At 69.5% G+C, this 20560-nt stretch carries 19 protein-coding genes; 14 read left to right on the forward strand and 5 right to left on the reverse strand.

Features of this window, described 5'->3' with window-relative positions:
- The first annotated feature begins 70 nt into the window (after positions 1-70).
- Genes AB0K11_RS19735 through argH form a run of 9 tightly spaced genes read left to right on the forward strand, consistent with a single transcriptional unit; the run spans position 71 to position 9924 of the window.
- Entirely contained in the window at positions 71-1459 is a 1389-nt protein-coding gene (locus AB0K11_RS19735; protein ID WP_364980314.1) for an FAD-dependent oxidoreductase, read from the forward strand.
- Between the two features lie 39 nt (positions 1460-1498).
- Positions 1499-2548: an N-acetyl-gamma-glutamyl-phosphate reductase gene (argC, locus tag AB0K11_RS19740; RefSeq protein ID WP_364980317.1), complete on the forward strand. Its 1050-nt coding sequence runs from the start codon at positions 1499-1501 to the stop codon at positions 2546-2548.
- Positions 2545-3795, forward strand: coding sequence for a bifunctional glutamate N-acetyltransferase/amino-acid acetyltransferase ArgJ (argJ, locus tag AB0K11_RS19745; RefSeq protein WP_364980320.1), 1251 nt, complete (start codon positions 2545-2547; stop codon positions 3793-3795). The genes argC and argJ overlap by 4 nt, the downstream gene beginning before the upstream one ends.
- Complete coding sequence (gene argB, locus AB0K11_RS19750; protein ID WP_364980323.1) at positions 3792-4682, forward strand: acetylglutamate kinase; 891 nt, start codon at positions 3792-3794, stop codon at positions 4680-4682. The genes argJ and argB overlap by 4 nt, the downstream gene beginning before the upstream one ends.
- Entirely contained in the window at positions 4679-5866 is a 1188-nt protein-coding gene (locus tag AB0K11_RS19755) for an acetylornithine transaminase (protein WP_364980326.1), read from the forward strand. Before argB ends, AB0K11_RS19755 begins: the two co-directional genes overlap by 4 nt.
- Entirely contained in the window at positions 5863-6789 is a 927-nt protein-coding gene (gene argF, locus AB0K11_RS19760) for an ornithine carbamoyltransferase (protein ID WP_364980329.1), read from the forward strand. Before AB0K11_RS19755 ends, argF begins: the two co-directional genes overlap by 4 nt.
- Positions 6790-6799: 10 nt before the next feature.
- Positions 6800-7279, forward strand: coding sequence for an arginine repressor (locus AB0K11_RS19765; RefSeq protein WP_364980332.1), 480 nt, complete (start codon positions 6800-6802; stop codon positions 7277-7279).
- Between the two features lie 15 nt (positions 7280-7294).
- Positions 7295-8497 carry an argininosuccinate synthase gene (locus AB0K11_RS19770; RefSeq protein ID WP_364980335.1) on the forward strand — a complete coding sequence of 401 codons (1203 nt, stop codon included), beginning with the start codon at positions 7295-7297 and terminating at the stop codon, positions 8495-8497.
- Positions 8494-9924 (forward strand): argininosuccinate lyase, encoded by a 1431-nt coding sequence (gene argH, locus AB0K11_RS19775; protein WP_364980338.1) that lies wholly within the window; start codon positions 8494-8496, stop codon positions 9922-9924. The genes AB0K11_RS19770 and argH overlap by 4 nt, the downstream gene beginning before the upstream one ends.
- On the opposite strand, the gene AB0K11_RS19780 is transcribed toward argH, so the two are convergent.
- Together AB0K11_RS19780 and AB0K11_RS19785 are read right to left on the reverse strand one after the other, a co-directional pair.
- Complete coding sequence (locus AB0K11_RS19780; protein WP_364980341.1) at positions 9925-10377, reverse strand: TIGR03618 family F420-dependent PPOX class oxidoreductase; 453 nt, start codon at positions 10375-10377, stop codon at positions 9925-9927.
- Between the two features lie 26 nt (positions 10378-10403).
- Positions 10404-12152: an ABC-F family ATP-binding cassette domain-containing protein gene (locus AB0K11_RS19785; protein WP_364980344.1), complete on the reverse strand. Its 1749-nt coding sequence runs from the start codon at positions 12150-12152 to the stop codon at positions 10404-10406.
- Between the two features lie 102 nt (positions 12153-12254).
- On the opposite strand from AB0K11_RS19785, the gene AB0K11_RS19790 reads away from it, so the two are divergent.
- The 3 genes from AB0K11_RS19790 (at position 12255) to AB0K11_RS19800 (ending at position 16118) form a co-directional block, all read left to right on the forward strand.
- Positions 12255-15278, forward strand: coding sequence for an acyl-CoA synthetase (locus AB0K11_RS19790; protein ID WP_364980347.1), 3024 nt, complete (start codon positions 12255-12257; stop codon positions 15276-15278).
- 91 nt (positions 15279-15369) lie between these two features.
- A complete protein-coding gene (locus tag AB0K11_RS19795) occupies positions 15370-15903 on the forward strand; it encodes a hypothetical protein (RefSeq protein WP_364980350.1) in 534 nt (177 codons plus the stop codon).
- An 8-nt stretch (positions 15904-15911) separates the two neighbouring features.
- A complete protein-coding gene (locus AB0K11_RS19800; protein WP_364980353.1) occupies positions 15912-16118 on the forward strand; it encodes a Trm112 family protein in 207 nt (68 codons plus the stop codon).
- Here the strand turns inward: AB0K11_RS19800 and AB0K11_RS19805 are convergent.
- Genes AB0K11_RS19805 through AB0K11_RS19815 form a run of 3 tightly spaced genes read right to left on the reverse strand, consistent with a single transcriptional unit; the run spans position 16109 to position 18254 of the window.
- Complete coding sequence (locus tag AB0K11_RS19805) at positions 16109-16738, reverse strand: TetR family transcriptional regulator (RefSeq protein WP_364980356.1); 630 nt, start codon at positions 16736-16738, stop codon at positions 16109-16111. The genes AB0K11_RS19800 and AB0K11_RS19805 overlap by 10 nt on opposite strands.
- Positions 16735-17559, reverse strand: coding sequence for an ABC transporter permease (locus AB0K11_RS19810; protein ID WP_364980359.1), 825 nt, complete (start codon positions 17557-17559; stop codon positions 16735-16737). Before AB0K11_RS19810 ends, AB0K11_RS19805 begins: the two co-directional genes overlap by 4 nt.
- A complete protein-coding gene (locus AB0K11_RS19815) occupies positions 17487-18254 on the reverse strand; it encodes an ABC transporter ATP-binding protein (RefSeq protein ID WP_364980362.1) in 768 nt (255 codons plus the stop codon). The genes AB0K11_RS19810 and AB0K11_RS19815 overlap by 73 nt, the downstream gene beginning before the upstream one ends.
- A 58-nt stretch (positions 18255-18312) precedes the next feature.
- Here AB0K11_RS19815 and AB0K11_RS19820 point away from each other — a divergent pair, with 58 nt between their 5' ends.
- Complete coding sequence (locus AB0K11_RS19820) at positions 18313-18939, forward strand: DNA-3-methyladenine glycosylase (protein ID WP_364980365.1); 627 nt, start codon at positions 18313-18315, stop codon at positions 18937-18939.
- 18 nt (positions 18940-18957) lie between these two features.
- Positions 18958-20235, forward strand: coding sequence for a tyrosine--tRNA ligase (gene tyrS, locus AB0K11_RS19825; RefSeq protein WP_364980368.1), 1278 nt, complete (start codon positions 18958-18960; stop codon positions 20233-20235).
- The last annotated feature ends 325 nt before the right edge of the window (positions 20236-20560 follow it).

Here is a 20560-nt window from a genome sequence, read left to right on the forward strand (position 1 = left end):
CATTCAAGAACTATTGACGTTTGCGGTAATTCAGGCGTAGCGTCCCGCGAATCTGGGTGAGGAGCGGGCCATGCCGGATGTGGACGTCTGTGTGGTGGGTGCCGGGTTCGCCGGTCTGACGGCGGCACGCCGCCTCGAGCAGGCGGGTCACTCGGTGGCCGTGCTCGAGGCGCGCAACCGGATCGGTGGCCGCACCTTCACCGAGCAACGCGACGACGGAAGTTACCTCGACCACGGCGGCACCTGGGTCGGCCCCGGCCAGGACCGGGTGTACGCGCTGATGAAGGAGTTCGGCGTCCCAGCCTTCAAGCAGTTCGTCGACGGCGAGGCGATGATGATCGTCGACGGCAGGCAGTACCGCTACAGCGGAACCATTCCGTGGAACATGAACCCGTTGGTGTCGGTCAATCTCGGTGCGGCCTTCCTCGAACTGAGGCGCATGTGCCGAGCCGTTCCGGTGCACGCGCCGTGGTCGGCGCCGAAGGCCGACAGGTGGGATCGCACGACGTTGGCACAGTGGCTCGACCGCACGGTGCCGATGCGCCAGGCCCGGCAACTGCTGGAGATGGCGCTCGCCGGCACCTACACCTCGGCGGCGTCGGAGATCTCGATGCTGTTCGTCGTCGCTCAATTGGCCTCCGCGGGCGGTCCCGACTTCGTCCTCGGGGTCCAGAACGGGGCCGAGGACGCCCGCCCGGTCGGCGGCATGGGTGCCATCTACCGCGCGGTCGCCGCCGACGTCGCCGGCGACATCCACCTCGAGCAGCCTGTCCGCTCGATCCGGCAGGATGCCGACGGTGTGACGGTCCGTTCCGACGGGTCGTCGGTGCGGGCGAAGCGGGTGATCGTCACGGTGCCGCTGGCCATCGCGAGCCACATCGACTACAAGCCGATGCTGCCCATCGACCGGTCGTTGCTGCACCAACGGATGCCGACAGGCGCAGTACTGAAGACCCATGTCATCTACGACGAGCCCTTCTGGCGCGACGACGGGCTCACCGGCCAGTCCGCCGCTCCCGGTACCGCCGCCCCGGTGACTCTGGACGCGTGCTCGCACGAGGGCAGGCCCGGGGTGATGTGCGTGATCGCCGAGGGTCCGCACGCCCGGCAACTGTGCCGGATGTCCGTTGCCGATCGCCGGTCGGCCGTGCTGGAAACGCTGACCGCGAGATTCGGGCGCAGAGCCGATGCGCCCGTCGACTACACCGAACAGAACTGGACGGTGGAGCGGTACTCCGGCGGCGGCATGATCAGTCACGCGCCGCCCGGGGTCCTGACGGAGTTCGGCCATGCGTTGCGCGAACCCTGCGGCCTGATCCACTGGGCGGGCACCGAGTCGGCCGACGTGATGATGGGTTTCGTCGACGGCGCCGTGCGTTCCGGAGAGCGGGCCGCCCAGGAGGCCATCACGGGTATGAGCGGTACGCTGCCCTCCGCGCCGCCGCTGGCGATGGCGTAGCACCCGTGGCAGAATTGGTTTGCATTCGACTGCATAACCATGCATGCTTCGTGCATGACTTCTGTGGCGGTCGCCGGGGCCAGCGGGTACGCCGGCGGGGAGATCCTGCGCCTGTTGCTCGGGCACCCGGCCTACGCCGACGGCCGGCTCACCATCGGTGCGCTGACCGCGGCGGCCAGTGCCGGCACCAGCCTGGCCGAACACCATCCGCATCTGCTGCCGCTGGCCGGCCGGGTGCTCGAGGCGACCTCGGCCGAGGCGCTCGCCGGCCATGACGTCGTCTTCCTCGGCCTGCCGCACGGCCACTCCGCCGCCCTGGCCGACGAACTCGGCGACGACACGCTGATCGTCGACTGCGGCGCCGACTTCCGGCTCACCGACGCCGACGACTGGGTCCGGTTCTACGGGTCCGCCCACGCGGGCAGCTGGCCCTACGGTCTGCCCGAACTGCCCGGCGGGCGTGACCGGCTGCGCGGCGCACGGCGCATCGCCGTCCCCGGCTGCTATCCGACCGCAGCGCTGCTCGCCCTGCTGCCCGCCGTCGCCGCCGATCTCGTGGATCCCGCCGTCACCGTCGTCGCCGTCAGCGGCACATCCGGCGCGGGCCGGGCGGCCAAGACCGACCTGCTCGGCGCCGAGGTCATCGGCTCGGCGCGCGCCTACAACGTCGGCGGCAGGCACCGGCACACCCCCGAGATCGCCCAGGGTCTGCGAGCCGTCACCGACAGGGACGTCACGGTGTCCTTCACCCCTGTGTTGATCCCCACCTCTCGCGGAATCCTGGCCACCTGCACCGCGCGTACCGACGCGCCGCTGTCCGAATTGCGCGCGGCATACGAGAAGGCCTACGACGGTGAGCCGTTCGTGCACCTGCTGCCCGAGGGCCGGCTGCCCACCACCGGCTCGGTGATCGGCAGCAACGCCGCGCAGCTGGCCGTCGCGGTCGACGAGGACGCGCACACTTTCATCGCCATCGCCGCCATCGACAACCTGGTCAAGGGGACCGCCGGCGCCGCGGTGCAGTCGATGAACCTCGCGCTGGGCTGGCCCGAGACCGAGGGTCTGTCGATCGTGGGGGTGGCGCCGTGACCACGAACGACACGACGACCACGAACGACACCACGACCACGAACGACACGACGACGCGGCTGCTGCGCACCCAGGGCATCACGGCGCCCGCCGGCTTTCGTGCCACCGGCATCGCCGCGGGCATCAAGGCGTCCGGCGCACCGGATCTGGCGCTGGTGTTCAACGAAGGCCCCGACCACGCGGCCGCGGGTGTGTTCACCCGCAACCAGGTCAAGGCCGCGCCCGTGCTGTGGACCCGCCAGGTGCTCACCACCGGCCGGGTACGCACGGTCGTGCTGAACTCCGGCGGCGCCAATGCGTGCACCGGCCCGCTGGGCTTCCAGGACAGCCACGCCACCGCCGAAGGCGTCGCGGCGGCGCTCTCGGACTGGGGTACCGAGACCGGCGCCATCGAGGTCGCCGTGTGCTCCACCGGCCTGATCGGTGACCGCCTGCCGATGGACCGGGTGCTCGCCGGCGTCACCGAGGCGGTGCACGAACTCGCGGGCGGATTGAGCGGCGGCGAGGACGCGGCGCGCGCCATCATGACCACCGACACGGTGCCCAAACAGGTGGCGCTGCACCACCCCGACACGTGGACCGTGGGCGGAATGGCCAAGGGCGCAGGCATGCTGGCGCCGTCACTGGCCACCATGCTGTGCGTGCTGACCACCGATGCGGTGGCCAGTTCCGACGCCCTGCGCGACGCACTGCACCGCGCCGCCGCGCTGACCTTCGACCGGCTCGACGTCGACGGCAGCTGTTCCACCAACGACACCGTCCTGCTGCTCGCCTCGGGGGCCAGTGAGATCACCCCCACGCAAAGCGAACTCGACGACGCCGTGCTGCGGGTGTGCGACGACCTGTGCGCGCAGCTGCAGGCCGACGCCGAAGGGGTGACCAAGCGGGTGGCGGTCACCGTCACCGGCGCGCCCACCGAGGCCGACGCTCTGACCGCGGCACGGCTGGTCGCCCGCGACAGCCTGGTCAAGACCGCCCTGTTCGGGTCCGACCCGAATTGGGGCCGGGTGCTCGCAGCGGTGGGCATGGTGCCGTTCGTCATCGATCCGGATCGGATCACCGTGTCCTTCAACGGTTTTCCGACATGCGTCGACGGGGCCGGTGCACCGGGCGCTCGCGACGTCGATCTGTCCGGCGAGGAGATCGACGTCGTCATCGACCTCGCGCTGGGTGGCGGCGCCGCCACGGTGCGCACCACCGACCTGTCGCACGGCTACGTCGAAGAGAACTCGGCCTACAGCTCATGACCACTCCTGACGTCGCCCCGCTGGAGACGCCGGTGAAGGCACGGGTGCTGGCCGATGCGCTGCCGTGGCTCAAGCAACTGCACGGCAAGATCGTCGTGGTCAAGTACGGCGGCAACGCCATGACCGACGACGTGCTCAAGGCGGCGTTCGCGGCCGACATGGTGTTCTTGCGCAACTGCGGCATTCACCCGGTGGTGGTGCACGGCGGTGGACCGCAGATCAGTGCCATGCTGAAAAGGCTCGGCGTGCCAGGCGATTTCAAGGGTGGCTTCCGGGTGACCACCCCCGAGGTGCTCGACATCGCGCGGATGGTGCTGTTCGGCCAGGTGGGTCGTGAACTGGTCGGGCTGATCAACGCGCACGGTCCCTACGCCGTCGGCATCACCGGCGAGGACGCCCACCTGTTCACCGCGGTGCGGCGCAGCGTGCTCGTCGACGGTGTCGACACCGACATCGGCCTGGTCGGCGACGTCGACAAGGTCAGCACCGACGCGGTGCTCGACCTGATCGGCGCCGGACGCATCCCCGTGGTGTCGACCATCGCACCCGACGTCGACGGCGTGGTGCACAACATCAACGCCGACACCGCCGCCGCGGCACTGGCCGAGGCGCTGCACGCCGAGAAGCTGCTGATGCTCACCGATGTCGAGGGCCTCTACACCGACTGGCCCAACCGGGACTCGCTGGTCTCCGAGATCGACGCCGCGTCACTCACCCAACTGCTGCCCAGGCTGGAGGCCGGGATGGTGCCCAAGATCGAGGCTTGTCTGCGCGCCGTCGCCGGCGGCGTGCCCAGCGCGCACGTCATCGACGGCCGCGTGGAGCACTGCGTGCTGGGCGAGTTGTTCACCGACGAGGGGACGGGCACGAAGGTGGTACCGGCATGAGCACCCAGCAGAGTCTGCAGGAGCGGTGGTCTGCGGTCATGATGGACAACTACGGCACGCCGCCGCTGGCGCTCGTCAGCGGCGACGGCGCGGTGGTCACCGATGCCGACGGCAAGACCTACGTCGACCTGCTCGGCGGGATCGCGGTCAACGTGCTCGGACACCGCCATCCCGCGGTCATCGAGGCGGTCACCCGCCAGCTCGACACGCTCGGACACACGTCGAACCTGTATGCCACCGAACCCGGCATCACCTTGGCCGAGGAACTGGTCCGGCTGCTCGGCGCGCCGGCGCGGGTGTTCTTCTGCAATTCCGGCACCGAGGCGAACGAGGTCGCGTTCAAGATGACGCGGCTGACCGGACGCACCAAAATCGTTGCCGCGCAGGGTGCCTTCCACGGCCGGACGATGGGCTCTCTCGCACTGACCGGCCAGCCGAGCAAGCAGGCGCCGTTCGCGCCGCTGCCGGGTGACGTGACCCACGTCCGCTACGGCGACATCGACGAGCTCGCCGCGGCGATCGACGACGACACCGCGGCGGTGTTCCTCGAACCGATCATGGGGGAGGGCGGCGTCGTCGACCCCGGACCGCACTACCTGACCGCGGCACGTGATCTCACCCATCAGCACGGCGCATTGCTGGTGCTCGACGAGGTGCAGACCGGGATGGGCCGCACCGGGACGTTCTTCGCCCACCAGCGCGACGGTGTCACCCCCGACATCGTCACCCTCGCCAAGGGACTCGGCGGCGGGTTGCCCATCGGCGCCTGCCTGGCGGTCGGGGCGGCGGGCGACCTGCTCACCCCCGGCCTGCACGGCAGCACCTTCGGCGGCAACCCGGTGTGCACCGCCGCGGCGCTGGCGGTGCTGAAGGCTCTCGCCGACGAACACCTCGTCGAACGCGCCGGCCAGCTCGGCAAGACGCTGCACGACGGCATCGGGTCGCTGAATCACCCTCTGGTCGACCATGTCCGGGGCCGCGGACTGCTGTGCGGCATCGTGCTCACCGCGCCCGCGGGCAAGGCGGTCGAGGCCGCCGCACGTGACGCCGGGTTCCTGGTCAACGCCGCCGCGCCCGATGTGATCCGGCTCGCGCCGCCGCTGGTGGTCACCGACGCGCAGATCGAACAGTTCCTCACCGCACTTCCCGCGGTGCTCGACACCGGCGGGGAGGCGACGAGATGACCCGGCACTTCCTGCGCGACGACGACCTGACCCCCGACGAGCAGGCCGAGGTGCTGACCCTGGCCGCCGAGCTCAAGAAGGACCCGATGTCGCGGCGCCCGCTCGAGGGTCCGCGCGGCGTGGCGGTGATCTTCGACAAGAACTCGACCAGGACCCGGTTCTCGTTCGAGGTGGGCGTCGCCCAGCTCGGCGGCCATGCCGTGGTCGTGGACGGGCGGAGCACCCAGCTGGGACGCGAGGAGACCCTCGAGGACACCGGAAAAGTGTTGTCGCGCTATGTCGATGCCATCGTCTGGCGCACCTTCGCCCAGGAGCGGCTGACCGCGATGGCCGCGGGGGCCGACGTGCCGGTGGTCAACGCGCTGTCCGACGAGTTCCATCCGTGCCAGGTGCTCGCCGATCTGCAGACCCTCGCCGAGCGCCGCGGATCGCTTCCGGGGCTGCGGATGTCCTACTTCGGTGACGGCGCCAACAACATGGCGCACTCGTTGATGCTGGGCGGCGTGACCGCGGGCATGCACGTCACGATCGCCGCGCCGGTGGGGTTCGAGCCGCACCCGATGTTCACCGCGGCCGCAAGAGAGCGGGCCGAGCAGACCGGCGCGACGGTCACCGTGACCGCCGACCCGCACGCGGCGGCCGACGGCGCCGATGTGCTGGTCACCGACACGTGGACGTCGATGGGTCAGGAGAACGACGGCCTCGACCGGGTGCGGCCGTTCCGGCCGTTCCAGATCAACGAGGCACTCGTGGACCGCGCGGACCCCGACGCGGTGGTGCTGCACTGCCTGCCCGCCCACCGTGGGCACGAGATCACCGACGAGGTGATCGACGGGCCGCACAGCGCGGTGTGGGACGAGGCCGAGAACCGGCTGCACGCCCAGAAGGCACTGCTGGTGTGGCTGCTGGAGAAGTCGCGATGAGGTCGCATTCATGACGTCCGCCGCGACCCGGGCAGGCCGTCAGGCCCGCATCGTGACGATCCTGTCGTCGAATTCGGTGAGCAGCCAGGGCGAGCTGGCGGCGATGCTGGCCGACGAGGGCATCGACGTCACCCAGGCCACGCTGTCGCGGGACCTGGAGGAGCTCGGCGCGGTCAAGCTGCGCGGCGCCGACGGCGGCGTCGGCGTCTACGTCGTCCCCGAGGACGGCAGCCCGGTGCGGGGGGTGTCCGGCGGCACCGAACGTGTCACCCGCCTGCTCGGTGACCTGCTGGTGTCCACCGACGCCAGCGGCAACCTGGCCGTGCTGCGCACACCGCCGGGCGCGGCGCACTACCTCGCGGCCGCCCTGGATCGCGCGGCGCTGCCCTACATCGTCGGCACCGTCGCCGGTGACGACACCATCCTGTTGGTGGCCCGCGAACCCATGACGGGTGCCGAGCTGGCCACCACCATCGAGAACCTGCGATAAGAGGAGCACACACCCATGTCCGAACGCGTCATCCTGGCGTACTCCGGCGGTCTTGACACGTCCGTGGCGATCAGCTGGATCGGCAAGGAGACCGGCCGTGAGGTGGTGGCGGTCGCCATCGACCTCGGCCAGGGTGGTGAGGACATGTCCGTGGTGCGTCAACGCGCACTGGACTGCGGCGCCGTCGAGGCCGTCGTCGTCGACGCCCGCGACGAGTTCGCCGAGCAGTACTGCCTGCCGGCGATCCAGTCCAACGCCCTCTACATGGACCGCTACCCGCTGGTCTCGGCGCTGAGCCGGCCCCTGATCGTCAAGCACCTCGTCGAGGCGGCCCGCGAACACGGCGGCGGCATCGTCGCCCACGGCTGCACCGGCAAGGGCAACGACCAGGTCCGTTTCGAGGTCGGGTTCGCTTCGCTGGCACCGGATCTCGAGGTGCTCGCGCCGGTCCGCGACTACGCCTGGACGCGGGAGAAGGCCATCGCCTTCGCCGAGGAGAACGCGATCCCGATCAACGTGAGTAAGCGGTCGCCGTTCTCGATCGACCAGAACGTGTGGGGTCGCGCGGTGGAGACCGGCTTCCTCGAACACCTCTGGAACGCCCCGACCAAGGACGTCTACGACTACACCGAAGACCCGACGATCAACTGGAGCAGTCCCGACGAGGTCATCGTCGGATTCGACAAGGGGGTACCCGTCTCCATCGACGGCAGGCCGGTCTCGGTGCTGCAGGCGATCGAGGAGCTCAACCGGCGGGCCGGCGCACAGGGTGTCGGACGTCTGGACGTCGTCGAGGACCGGTTGGTGGGCATCAAGAGCCGTGAGATCTACGAGGCGCCCGGCGCGATGGTGCTGATCACCGCACACACCGAACTCGAGCACGTCACGCTCGAGCGTGAACTCGGCCGGTTCAAGCGCACCACCGACCGGAAGTGGAGTGAGCTGGTCTACGACGGGCTGTGGTTCTCGCCGTTGAAGATCGCGCTCGAGTCGTTCGTCGGCCACACTCAGCAGCACGTCACCGGCGAAATCCGGATGGTGCTGCACGGTGGGCACATCGCCGTCAACGGCCGCCGCAGCGCCGAGTCGCTGTACGACTTCAACCTCGCCACCTACGACGAGGGCGACACGTTCGACCAGTCGTCGGCCAAGGGTTTCGTGCACGTGCACGGGTTGTCGTCGAGCATCTCCGCCCGCCGGGACCTGGGCATCAAGTGACGCCCGGAGACGGGGGCGGCACCAACGAGGGATCGCTGTGGGGCGGACGGTTCGCCGACGGGCCCGCCGACGCGCTTGCCGCGCTGAGCAAGTCGACGCACTTCGACTGGGTGCTGGCGCCCTATGACGTGGCGGCGTCCAAAGCCCATGTCCGCGTGCTGTTCTCGGCTGGTCTGCTGACTGAGGAGCAGCGCGACGGGCTGCTGGTCGGGCTCGACAGCCTGGCCGACGACGTCGCGGACGGCAGCTTCGGCCCGCTGGTCACCGACGAGGACGTGCACGGCGCACTGGAGCGAGGACTGATCGACCGCGTCGGCGCCGACCTCGGCGGTCGGCTGCGTGCAGGCCGGTCCCGCAACGACCAGGTGGCCACCCTGTTCCGGATGTGGCTGCGCGACGCGATCCGCCGTGTCGCCGACGGCGCACTTGAGGTGGTCGGTGCACTGTCCATGCAGGCCGCCGCCCACCCGACGGCGATCCTGCCGGGCAAGACCCATCTGCAGTCGGCGCAGCCGATCCTGCTCGCTCACCACCTTCTCGCACACGCCCACCCGTTGCTGCGCGACGTGGACCGGCTGATCGACGCCGACCGGCGAGCCGCCGTGTCTCCGTACGGATCCGGGGCGCTGGCAGGCTCGTCGCTCGGTCTCGATCCCGACGCCATCGCCGCGGAACTGGGCTTCGCCGCCGCCGCGGACAACTCCGTGGACGCCACCGCCGCCCGCGACTTCGCCGCAGAAGCGGCCTTCGTGCTCGCGATGATCGGCGTCGACCTGTCCCGGCTGGCCGAGGACCTGATCCTCTGGAGCACCACCGAATTCGGCTACGCCACCCTGCACGACGCCTGGTCGACGGGCAGCTCGATCATGCCGCAGAAGAAGAACCCCGACATCGCGGAGCTGGCCCGCGGCAAATCCGGTCGGCTGATCGGCAACCTGACCGGTCTGCTGGCGACGCTGAAGGCGCAGCCGCTGGCCTACAACCGCGACCTGCAGGAGGACAAGGAACCGGTCATCGACTCGGTGGCCCAACTCGAACTGCTGCTGCCGGCGATGGCGGGCTTGGTCTCGACGCTGCGCTTCGACGTCGACCGGATGGCCGAACTGGCGCCGCTGGGCTACACACTGGCCACCGACGTCGCGGAGTGGCTGGTGCGGCGCGGCGTCCCGTTCCGGGTGGCGCACGAGGCCGCGGGTGCCGCAGTGCGGGCCGCGGAGGCGCGCGGTGTCGGCCTCGAGGAGCTCGAGGACGCCGAGCTGAGCGGCATCCATCCCGAGCTCACCGGCGAGGTCCGCGACGTGCTGACGATCGAGGGTTCGGTGAACTCCAGGGACGCCCGCGGCGGCACGGCGCCCGTTCAGGTCGCCAAGCAGCTCAACGTCGTGCGCGACACCGCCGACCGGCTGCGGATCGCACTGCGCCGGTAGTCATCCCGTGCCCGGATTGGTGTACACCCGCTGTGGCGCGATGAGCACCGCGGTCCGTCGTTCCTCGGCCATGACACGGTCGTAGGTGTCCCAGTCGTCGTGAGTCCCGCCCGCGGCGGTGAACACGTCGCGCAACAGGGTCTGCAGACCGGGGCCGTCGATGTCGTCGTGCGGGTCGTCGGGCCCGATGAGTTCGGCACGCCCCTCGACGCCGGCCCACTGCCATCCGGCGCGGGCGACGACGGTCGCCCTCGGGTCGGCGCGCAGATTGCGCAGTTTCAGTGAGCCGCCGACGGCGACGAGTCCGACCACCTGAGTACCGGTGACGGGGTGCGCCAGCACTCCGGCGTTCACCACCGAGGACTGGATGCTGCCGTCCCGCCGCAGCGTGCTGAACACGCACAAGCCCTGTTCGCGGGATATCAGTCCGGTGAAGTCGGACAGTTCGGCCATGACGACGACTGTACCGACGTCGTCGGCTAATCCTCGGCCGCCGCGAGCCACGCCTCTTCGAGCTCGTCCTTGCGCGCCTGCAGATCGTTCAGTTCGCCGTTGAGTTCACCGAGCCGGACGTGGTCGGCCGCCGCGTCGGCCATCCTCTCGTGCAGCGCGGCGATCCGCTCGTCGAGCTTGCCGAGCTGATTCTCGATGCGCCCCAATTCTTTTCCGGTGCGGCGCTCCCGGGCGGCAGCCGTCTCGCCCTTGGCGGGCTCCGCGCGGGTGACGGGCGTGGGCGCCGAGGACCGTTCGGCGAGGTACTGCTCGATGCCGCCGGGCAGCATCACGCACCGCCCGCCGCCGGGCAGGGCGTAGGTCACGTCGGCCACCCGCTCGAGGAAGTAGCGGTCGTGCGTGACGACGATAAGGGTCCCCGGCCACCCGTCCAGGTAGTCCTCGATCACTGTCAGGGTGTCGATGTCCAGGTCGTTGGTGGGCTCGTCGAGGAGCAGCACGTTGGGCTCGTCGAGCAGCAGGCGCAGGAACTGGAAGCGCCGCCGCTCTCCGCCGGAGAGGTCGGCCAGCCGCGTGGTCAGCTTGTCGCCGGTGAAGCCGAAGTCCTCGAGCAGCGTCGAGGTGCTCACCTCCCGTCCACCGGCCAGCTCGGTGATGCGACGCGCCTTCTCGACCGCGTCGAGGACGCGCAGGCTCCCGTCCAGCTCGACCAGCGCCTGGCTGAGATAGCCGATCTTCAACGTCTTGCCGCGCTTGACCGTGCCCGCGGTCGGTTCCAGCTCGCCGACCAACAGCTTGAGCACCGACGACTTGCCGGTGCCGTTCACGCCGACCAGGCCGATGCGCGCGCCGGGCCCGATAGACCAGTCGAGCTTGGTGAGGATCTCCCGCTCGCCGAGCACCAAATCGACGCGGTGCAGATCGAACACGTCCTTACCCAGTCGAGCGATGGCGAAGCGCTGCAGCGACAGGGAGTCCCGCGGTTCGGGCTCGTTGGCGATCAGGTCGTTGGCGGCCTGGATGCGGAACTTCGGCTTCGAGGTCCTGGCCGGCGGACCGCGTCGCAGCCACGCCAGCTCCTTGCGCATCAGGTTGCGCCGCCGCGACTCCGTCCCCGCGGCGATCCGCATGCGTTCGGCGCGGGCCAGCACATACGCGGCATACCCGCCCTCGTAGGCGTCGACGGCTCCGTCGTGCACCTCCCAGGTCCTGGTGCAGACGGCGTCGAGGAACCAGCGGTCGTGGCTGACCACCACCAGTGCCTTCGCCTTGAGCGACGACAGGTGGCCGGCGAGCCACCCGATCACCTCCACGTCGAGGTGGTTGGTGGGCTCGTCGAGCACGAGCGCGTCGTGCCCAGCGATGAGCACCGCGGCCAGCGCCACCCGCCGGCGCTCGCCACCCGACAGCCGGCCCACCGGGGCGTCGAGGTCGACGTCGGCGAGTAGATGCTCGACCACGGCGCGGGTGTCCGGTTCGGCCGCCCAGATGTGGTCGGGCCTGCCGCCGACGATCACCTCGCGGATGGTGGCGCCCTCGGCGAAGTCGTCACCCTGGCGCAGATAGCCCACGGACAGGCCGGACGTGTGGGTGACACGTCCGGAGTCGGGGTCGGCGACGCCGGTCAGGATGCTCAGCAAGGTGGTCTTGCCGTCGCCGTTTCGTCCCACGACGCCGATCGCATCGCCCTCGTCGACGCCCAGGCTCACGGCGTCCAGCAGGGTGCGCGTGCCGTGGGCGACGGTCGCTCGTTCGACGTTGATCAGGTTTGCCATCAGCCGCCGATGATAGGGGTGCGCTGTGCCATGATGACGGGCACCACGGTCGGCGACTCGGGGGCACGGGCCGCGTATGGGCAGCGAAAAGGGGAGTGTGCGGTGGTTGACCTCTCGGCGTTCACCAGACCGATAGGGCGTCTGGTGGCCACCGCGCAGAACGGTCTCGAGGTCCTGCGGTACGGCGGCCTGGAGACCGGCGCCGTCCCCTCGCCCTTCCAGATCGTGCAGAGCGTGCCGATGTACCGGCTGCGCCGCTACTTCCCGCCCGACGTCCGGCCCGGCGCCACACCGCCCGGAGCGCCGGTGCTGATGGTGCACCCGATGATGATGTCGGCCGACATGTGGGACGTCACGCGCGACGAGGGCGCCGTCGGCATCCTGCACAAGGCCGGCATCGATCCGTGGGTCATCGACTTCGGGTCGCCGGACAAGGTCGAGGGCGGCATGCAGCGCAACCTCGCCGACCACGTCGTCGCGCTGTCGGAGGCCATCGACGTCGTCAAAGACGTCAGCGGGCGCGACGTCCACCTCGCCGGCTACTCCCAGGGCGGCATGTTCGCCTACCAGACCGCGGCGTACCGCCGGTCCAAGGACCTGGCAAGCATCGTCGCGTTCGGTGCGCCGGTCGACACCCTCGCCGCGTTGCCGATGAACCTGCCCGCCAGCCTCGCCCCCGCGGCCGCCGACTTCATGGCCGATCACGTGTTCAGCCGCATCGACATCCCGGGATGGTTGGCGCGCACCGGTTTCCAGATGCTCGACCCGGTCAAGACGGCACAGTCGCGGCTGGACTTCCTGCGCCAGCTGCACGACCGCGAGGCGCTGCTCTCGCGCGAACAGCAGCGCCGGTTCCTGGCATCCGAGGGCTGGATCGCCTGGTCCGGCCCGGCGATCGCGGAACTGCTCAAGCAGTTCATCGCGCACAACCGGATGATGAGCGGCGGCTTCTCCATCCGCGGTGACCTGGTGACGCTGTCGGACATCGACTGCCCCGTGCTCGCCGTGGTGGGCGAGGTCGACGACATCGGCCAGCCCGCGTCGGTGCGGGGCATCAAGCGGGCAGCCCCACAGGCCGACGTGTACGAATACGACATCCGGACAGGACATTTCGGCCTCGTCGTGGGCTCCAAGGCGGCGACGCAGACGTGGCCGACCGTCGCGGCCTGGGTGAAGTGGCTCGACGGCGACGGCGAAATGCCCGACCTGGTCATCCCGATGGCGTTGCAACCCGCCGAACACGCCGAGAGCGGTGTCTCCCTGAGCTCACGGGTGACGCACACCGCGACGGCCGCCACCGAGATGGCGTTCGACCTTGCGCGCTCGGCGGCCGGCGCCGTGGTCACCGCGAACAAGTCGGCGCGGACGCTGGCGGTCGAGACCGTCCGCACGCTGCCCAGGCTGGCCCGGCTCGGCCAGATCAACGACCACACCCGGATCTCGCTCGGCCGCATCATGTCCGAGCAGGCCCGCGGTGCACCCAACGGCGAGTTCCTGCTGTTCGACGGTCGCGTGCACACCTACGAGGCGGTCGACCGTCGTGTCGACAACGTCGTACGCGGCCTGATAGCGGTCGGCGTACGCCAGGGCACGCACGTCGGCGTGCTGATGGAGACCCGGCCGAGCGCGCTGGTCGCCATCGCCGCGCTGTCGCGGCTGGGCGCGGTCGCGGTGCTGATGCCGCCCGACGTCGACCTCGGAATGGCGGCCCGGCTGGGGGCCGTCTCCGACGTCATCACCGATCCCACCCACCTCGAGGCCGCGCGCCGGCTCTCGCTGCGGGTGCTCGTGCTGGGCGGCGGCGAGTCGCGCGACCTCGAACTGGCCGACGAGGTCGACGTCGTCGACATGGAGCAGATCGACCCGGACGTCGTCGAGCTGCCCGGCTGGTACCGGCCGAACCCCGCGCTGGCACGCGATCTCGCGTTCGTCGGTTTCAGCACCGTCGGCGGGCAGCTCATCGCCCGCCAGATCACGAACTACCGGTGGGCGCTCTCGGCGTTCGGCACGGCGTCGGCGGCGAACCTCGGACGCGGCGACACCGTGTACTGCCTGACGCCGCTGCATCACCAGTCGGGCCTGCTGGTCAGTCTCGGCGGCGCCGTGGTCGGCGGATCGAGGATCGCGCTGTCGCGCGGCCTGCGGCCCGACCGGTTCGTCCAGGAGATCCGCCAGTACGGCGTGACCGTGGTGTCCTACACCTGGGCGATGCTGCGCGAAGTCATCGACGACCCGTCGTTCGCGCTGCACGGCAGCCACCCGGTGCGGCTGTTCATCGGCTCGGGCATGCCCGCGGGCGTGTGGCGGCGGGTGGTGGAGGTGTTCGAGCCCGCCCGGGTCGTCGAGTTCTTCGCCACCACTGACGGGCAGGCTGTGCTGGCCAACGTCTCGGGCTCCAAGGTGGGCAGCAGCGGACGGCCACTGCCCGGCGGTGGCCACGTCGAGCTGGCCGCCTACGACCCCGAGGACGACCTCATCCTCGAAGACGAGCGGGGCTTCGTGCGACGGGCCCGCCCCAACGAGGTGGGTGTGCTGCTCGCACATCCGCGCGGCCCGGTGGATCCGACCGCCTCGATCAAGCGGGGCGTGTTCGCTCCGGCCGACACCTGGGTGTCCACCGAGTACCTGTTCCGCCGCGACGACGACGGCGACTTCTGGCTCGTGGACAACCGCAGCGCCATCATCCACACCGCCCGCGGGCCGGTGTTCGCCGCGACCGTCAACCAGGCGGCCGCCCGGCTCGGCGCGGTCGACCTGGCGGTGACCTACGGCGTCGAGGCCGGTGGCCAGCTGCTGGCGGTCACCGCGCTCACGCTGAGACCCGGCGGCAGCGTCCCGACGGCCGATCTCTCCGAGGCGCTGCTGAACCTGCCGGTGGGCAATCCGCCCGATGTCGTCCACGTCGTCGCGGACTTGACGCTCAGCGCGACGTACCGGCCGATGGTCAGCAAGTTGCGCGCCGCGGGCATCCCGAGGCCGTCGCGCCGTAACGCCTGGTACCTCGATCCCGACACCAACAGTTACAAGCGGCTGACGGTGGCCGTGCGTGCCGAATTGACCGGAGGACAGGGGGCACCGGGCGATGATGTCAGTACTGCGGAGAACGAACCCCGGGCGCAGCAGTGACCTCACGGATCGCACCGCGCCCCACGACCACCACACTGTTAGGCTCCCGATGACGGCAGATCGTCGTCACAGCAGGCGTACTGGAGGATCGATGAAGTCGCTGACCAGCAGCGCTGTCAAGCGCATCGTCATCAGCGGGATCGCCAGTGGCGCTTTGGCCGCCGGCCTGCTGACCGGTGTCGCGGCGCAGACAGCGTCGGCGCAGCCCGCCGACGGGCCGAAGAGTTGCACCGGTGAGGACTGCAAGAAGGCCGAAGCAGCGCCGACGATGACCGCAGACCAGGCGCTGGCGATCATCCACAACGAGTACGCCCTCGGTGACGGGGGAGGACAACTGTCCAAGCTGGTCGATGACGTCATGACGCTCCGGGGTCGGGGATTCATGCCGTCCAACGCCAACAAGGTGGCGATCCAGGAGGCGTTGAGCCACCGACCGAATCAGGCACCGCTGGTGGCGGCGCTGCAGCAGACGCTGTCCTACCAGCGCAAACTGATGGCACAAAATGCCGCTGCGACCCAGCCCGGCGCCGGCCCGACGAACAAGGCCCCGGCCTGGGCACCGCCGCGCGGCGATGACGACCGCAACCAGTTCACTCCCGGCTGGGACATCAACCCCTACAACTGACGGACAGCATGGTCGACGAAAAGTTGCTCGACATCCTGGTGTGTCCGCAGGACCGCGGACCGCTGCTGCTGATCGACCAGGAGCTCCTCTACAACCCTCGGCTGAGGCGCGCCTACCGCATCGAGGACGGCATTCCGGTGTTGCTGGTGGACGAGGCGGCCGACGTCACCGACGACGCAGAACACCAGCGTCTGCTGGACCGGGCTCAGGGCTGATCCAGTCCTGGTAGGTCGCCGGTCAGATACCGCTGCAGGTTGGGGCCGATGGTCTCGGCGATCTGCTCGACGGGCAGCGATGCGAACGGTTCGAGCTCGAGGATGTACCGGGCCAACATCACACCCACCAGTTGCGATGCCACGAATTGGATGCGGATCCGTCCGCTGCCCGGCGGGTCGTCGACCCGGGGGCCGATCTCGACGGCGATCACCTCCTGCAGGAACGAGCGCAGCAGGCTGACCTCCGAACCGGCGAGCAGCGACCGCAGTGTCGCGATGAACCCCTTGCCGGCATCCGAATCCCACAGCGGTAGCAGCAGCCTGGGTAACAGATGGCCGATCTCGTCGACCGGGACCTCACGCAGCGGCGTGATGATGTCCATCGGATCGATCGGCGCCCGGATCGCGGCGGCGAACAGTTGCTTCTTGTTGCCGAAGTAGTGATGCACCAGCGCCGGGTCGACATCGGCGCCTGCCGCGATCGAGCGGATGGAGGTGTTGTTGATGCCGTTGCGCGCGAACAGTTCCCGTGCGCTGGCCAGTATCCGGTCGCGGGTGTCCGACGGCCCGGCGGGCCGTCCCGGCCGTTTGCGATCGCCTGCGCGGTCGTCAGCCGTCACGGTGTCCTTCGCCGCAGGGTCGCCGCGGCGAGGCACATCGCGACGACGGCGAAGCCGATCACCACGGCGATGTCGCGCGCTGCGGTGGCCGTCAGGTCGGGATGGGCGCCGACCTCGCGCAGCGCTTCGAGGGCGTAGCTGGCAGGCAGCACGTTGCTGATCCATTGCAGCCATTCGGGTAGCAGGGGGCGGGGCACGATGATCCCGCACAGCAGCAGCTGCGGCACGATCACCACGGGCATGAACTGGACGGCCTGGAACTCGGTCCGGGCGAACGCGCTGCAGAGCAGGCCGAGGCCGACGCCGAGCACGGCGTTGACGATCGCGATGGCGAACACCAGCAGCGGGCTGCCTGCGGTGTCGAAGCCGAGCAACCAGAACGAGACGACGCAGGCCAGCACCGCCTGGGCCGCGGCGGCCACCGAGAAGGCGGTGCCGTAGGCCGCGAGCAGATCGAGCCGGCGCAGGGGAGTGGTGAGGATGCGCTCCAGCGTCCCCGACACCCGTTCGCGCTGCATCGTGATGGACGTGATCAGGAACATCAGCACCAGCGGGAACACGCCGAGCATGATCAGGCAGGCGTTGTTGAACGGCGACGGGCTGCCGGGAGGGTGCGGCGCGTTCTGGAACATGAAGTACATCAGCGCGATGACCAGGCTCGGCACCACCAGGATCATCGCCACGCTGCGATGGTCGGCGGCCAGTTGCCGCAGGATCCGGGCGGTGGTCGCGAGATACGCCTGTCCGGCTATCCGGTTTCGGCTCTTCGTTCGGTGCTGCGCCGGATGACGGACAGGAACGCTTCCTCCAGTGACGTGCATCCGGTGTCCTCCCGTAGTTGTGCCGGAGTGGTGTGGGCGAGCAGGCGCCCGTCGCGCATCAGCAGCAGGTCGTCGCAGTGGTCGGCCTCGTCCATGACGTGACTGGACACCACCAGGGTGGTGCCGGCCTTGGCCAGCGCGTGGAACTGCTGCCACAGTTCGACGCGCAGCACCGGATCGAGGCCCACCGTCGGTTCGTCGAGAACCAGTAGATCTGGATGGCACACCAGTGCCGACGCGAGCGACACCCGGGTGCGTTGGCCGCCGGACAGGTTGCCGCACAGGGCCATTCGATGATCCTCCAGCCCGACCGCGGCGATCGCGGTGTCGGCGTCGTCGGCATCGGCGCCGTACAGCGCACCGAAGTAGCGGACGTTGTCGAGCACCCGCAGATCGTCGTAGATGGTCGCGGACTGGGTGACGTATCCGACCCGGTGGCGAAGGGGGGCCGAGCCCGCGGGATGGCCGAGCACCGTGACCGTGCCGCTCGTGATGATCTGCGTTCCGACGATGCTGCGCATCAGCGTCGTCTTCCCGCATCCGGACGGTCCGAGGAGGCCGGTGATGGTGCCGCCGGCGATCGTCACGCTGAGGTCGTCGATCGCCGGCCGGTCGCCACGGACCACTCGGAGTCCCTCGATCAGCACCGCGGCGTCGGTGCCCGCCGATAATTCATCGCGCGATGAACTCATCATGTGATGAATAATGCTCCGCGGTACGGTGCCGCGTCAAGGACTTCGTAGGATGCGAGCGATGGTCCGACAATCGCCCTCCGCCGAGGTGCTCGCGGTCGACCCGGTCACCGCGGCGCGGCGCCTCCTCGGCGCGACGCTGATCGGGCGCGATGTCACCGCGCGGATCGTCGAGGTGGAGGCGTACGGCGGGCCACCCGGCGGGCCGTGGCCGGACGCCTCTGCGCACTCCTATCGCGGTCCCGGTCCCCGCAACGGGGTCATGTTCGGCCCACCCGGGCGGCTGTATGCCTATCGCAGCCACGGCATCCACGTGTGCGCCAACGTGGTGTGCGCCGAGGACGAGGTGGCCGCAGCGGTACTGCTGCGGGCCGCGGTGATCGAATCGGGCGTCGAGGTCGCCGCCGTTCGGCGCGGCCCCGCGGTGAAGCAGGCGGCGTTGGCGCGTGGTCCGGGAAACCTGTGTTCTGCATTGGGAATCACGATGTCGTACAACGGAATCGACTTGTTCGACGTGTCCGGGCCGGTCCGGCTGATCCTCGGCGACGAATGTGTCGGCATGGCAGGGCCGCGGGTCGGTGTCAGCAAAGCTGCCGACCGACCCTGGCGCTTCTGGCTGGGGGACACACCCGAGGTGTCGGCCTACCGGCGAAGTCCTCGTGCACCCGCGCCGGGGGACAGCGACTAGTACGGGAAGATCGACACCGTGACCACCAACGGCATCCTCGACGAGCTCGCATCGCGCGGCCTGGTCGCGCAGTCCACCGACATCGACGCACTGGCCGCCGAATTGGCGGCCGGGCCGGTGACCGTGTACTCCGGCTTCGACCCGACCGCTCCGAGCCTGCACGCCGGGCACCTGATCCCGCTGCTGACGTTGCGCCGGTTTCAGCAGGCCGGGCACCGGCCCATCGTGCTGGCCGGCGGCGCGACAGGAATGATCGGTGATCCCCGCGACACCGGTGAACGCACGCTCAACACCGCCGACACCGTCGCCGACTGGTCGGTGCGCATCCGTGGTCAACTCGAGCGCTTCGTCGAGTTCGACGACTCGCCCAGCGGCGCGATCGTGGAGAACAACCTGGACTGGACGGGGCCGCTGTCCGCCATCGAATTCCTGCGTGACGTGGGCAAGTACTTCTCGGTCAACGTGATGCTCGACCGGGACACCGTGCGCCGCAGGCTCGAGGGCGAGGGCATCTCGTACACCGAGTTCAGCTACATGCTGCTGCAGGCCAACGACTACGTGGAGTTGCATCAGCGCCACGGCTGCTCACTGCAGATCGGCGGCTCCGATCAGTGGGGCAACATCGTGGCCGGTGTGCGCCTGGTTCGGCAGAAGTCGAACGCGACCGTGCACGCACTGACGACTCCGCTGGTGACAGACTCCGAGGGCAAGAAGTTCGGCAAGTCGACCGGCGGCGGCAACCTGTGGCTGGACCCGGAGCTGACCTCGCCGTATGCCTGGTACCAGTACTTCATCAACACCACCGATGCCGACGTGGTGCCCTACCTGCGGTGGTTCACGTTTCTGTCGCCTGAGGAGATCGCCGAACTGGCCGCCGCGACCGAGGAACGTCCGCACGAACGCACGGCGCAGCGGCGCCTGGCCGGCGAGCTGACGACGCTGGTCCACGGCCGGGCGGCCACCGAATCGGTGGAACTCGCCAGCCGGGCCTTGTTCGGTCGCGCCGAACTCGCCGACCTCGACGAACCGACACTCGCGGCAGCTCTGCGCGAAGCCTCGGTGGCCGAACTCAGCCCCGGTGGCCCCGACGCGATCACCGACCTCCTGGTGGCCACCGGCCTGTCGCCGAGCAAGGGCGCCGCGCGACGCACAGTCGGCGAGGGCGGCGTGTACGTCAACAACGTGCGGATCGACAGTGACGAGTGGGTGCCGTCCCCGACCGACTACCTGCACGGCCGCTGGTTGGTACTGCGGCGGGGTAAGCGGAATATCGCCGGGGTGCAGCGCGTTGGATGATCTGGCACGGTCGTACGACTGTGCCGCGGGCCGGCGTCAGTCGAAACCGCCCGCTACCTGGGGATTTGACTCCGTGTTTCCACTCACGTAACTTATCTCAGGTCGCCGCGACACGGTCTCCGGACCGGCGAGCGCGGCAGACTCCCAGAGGGAATCCCACTTCGGTGGGTTCCTGACCGTCCGCACTACGAGTACGCGGCTTTTCGCCGCGGGTTCGCTGCGCGGCTCGGGCGGGTGTGTTGTTTGAGAACTCAATAGTGTGTTTGGTGGTTTTTGTTTGTTGTTTTTTGGGGTTGTGTCCGCATTTTCCCGTTTGGGGGTGCAG

The organism is Mycobacterium sp. NPDC050551, assembly GCF_040674075.1.
Taxonomy (GTDB): domain Bacteria; phylum Actinomycetota; class Actinomycetes; order Mycobacteriales; family Mycobacteriaceae; genus Mycobacterium.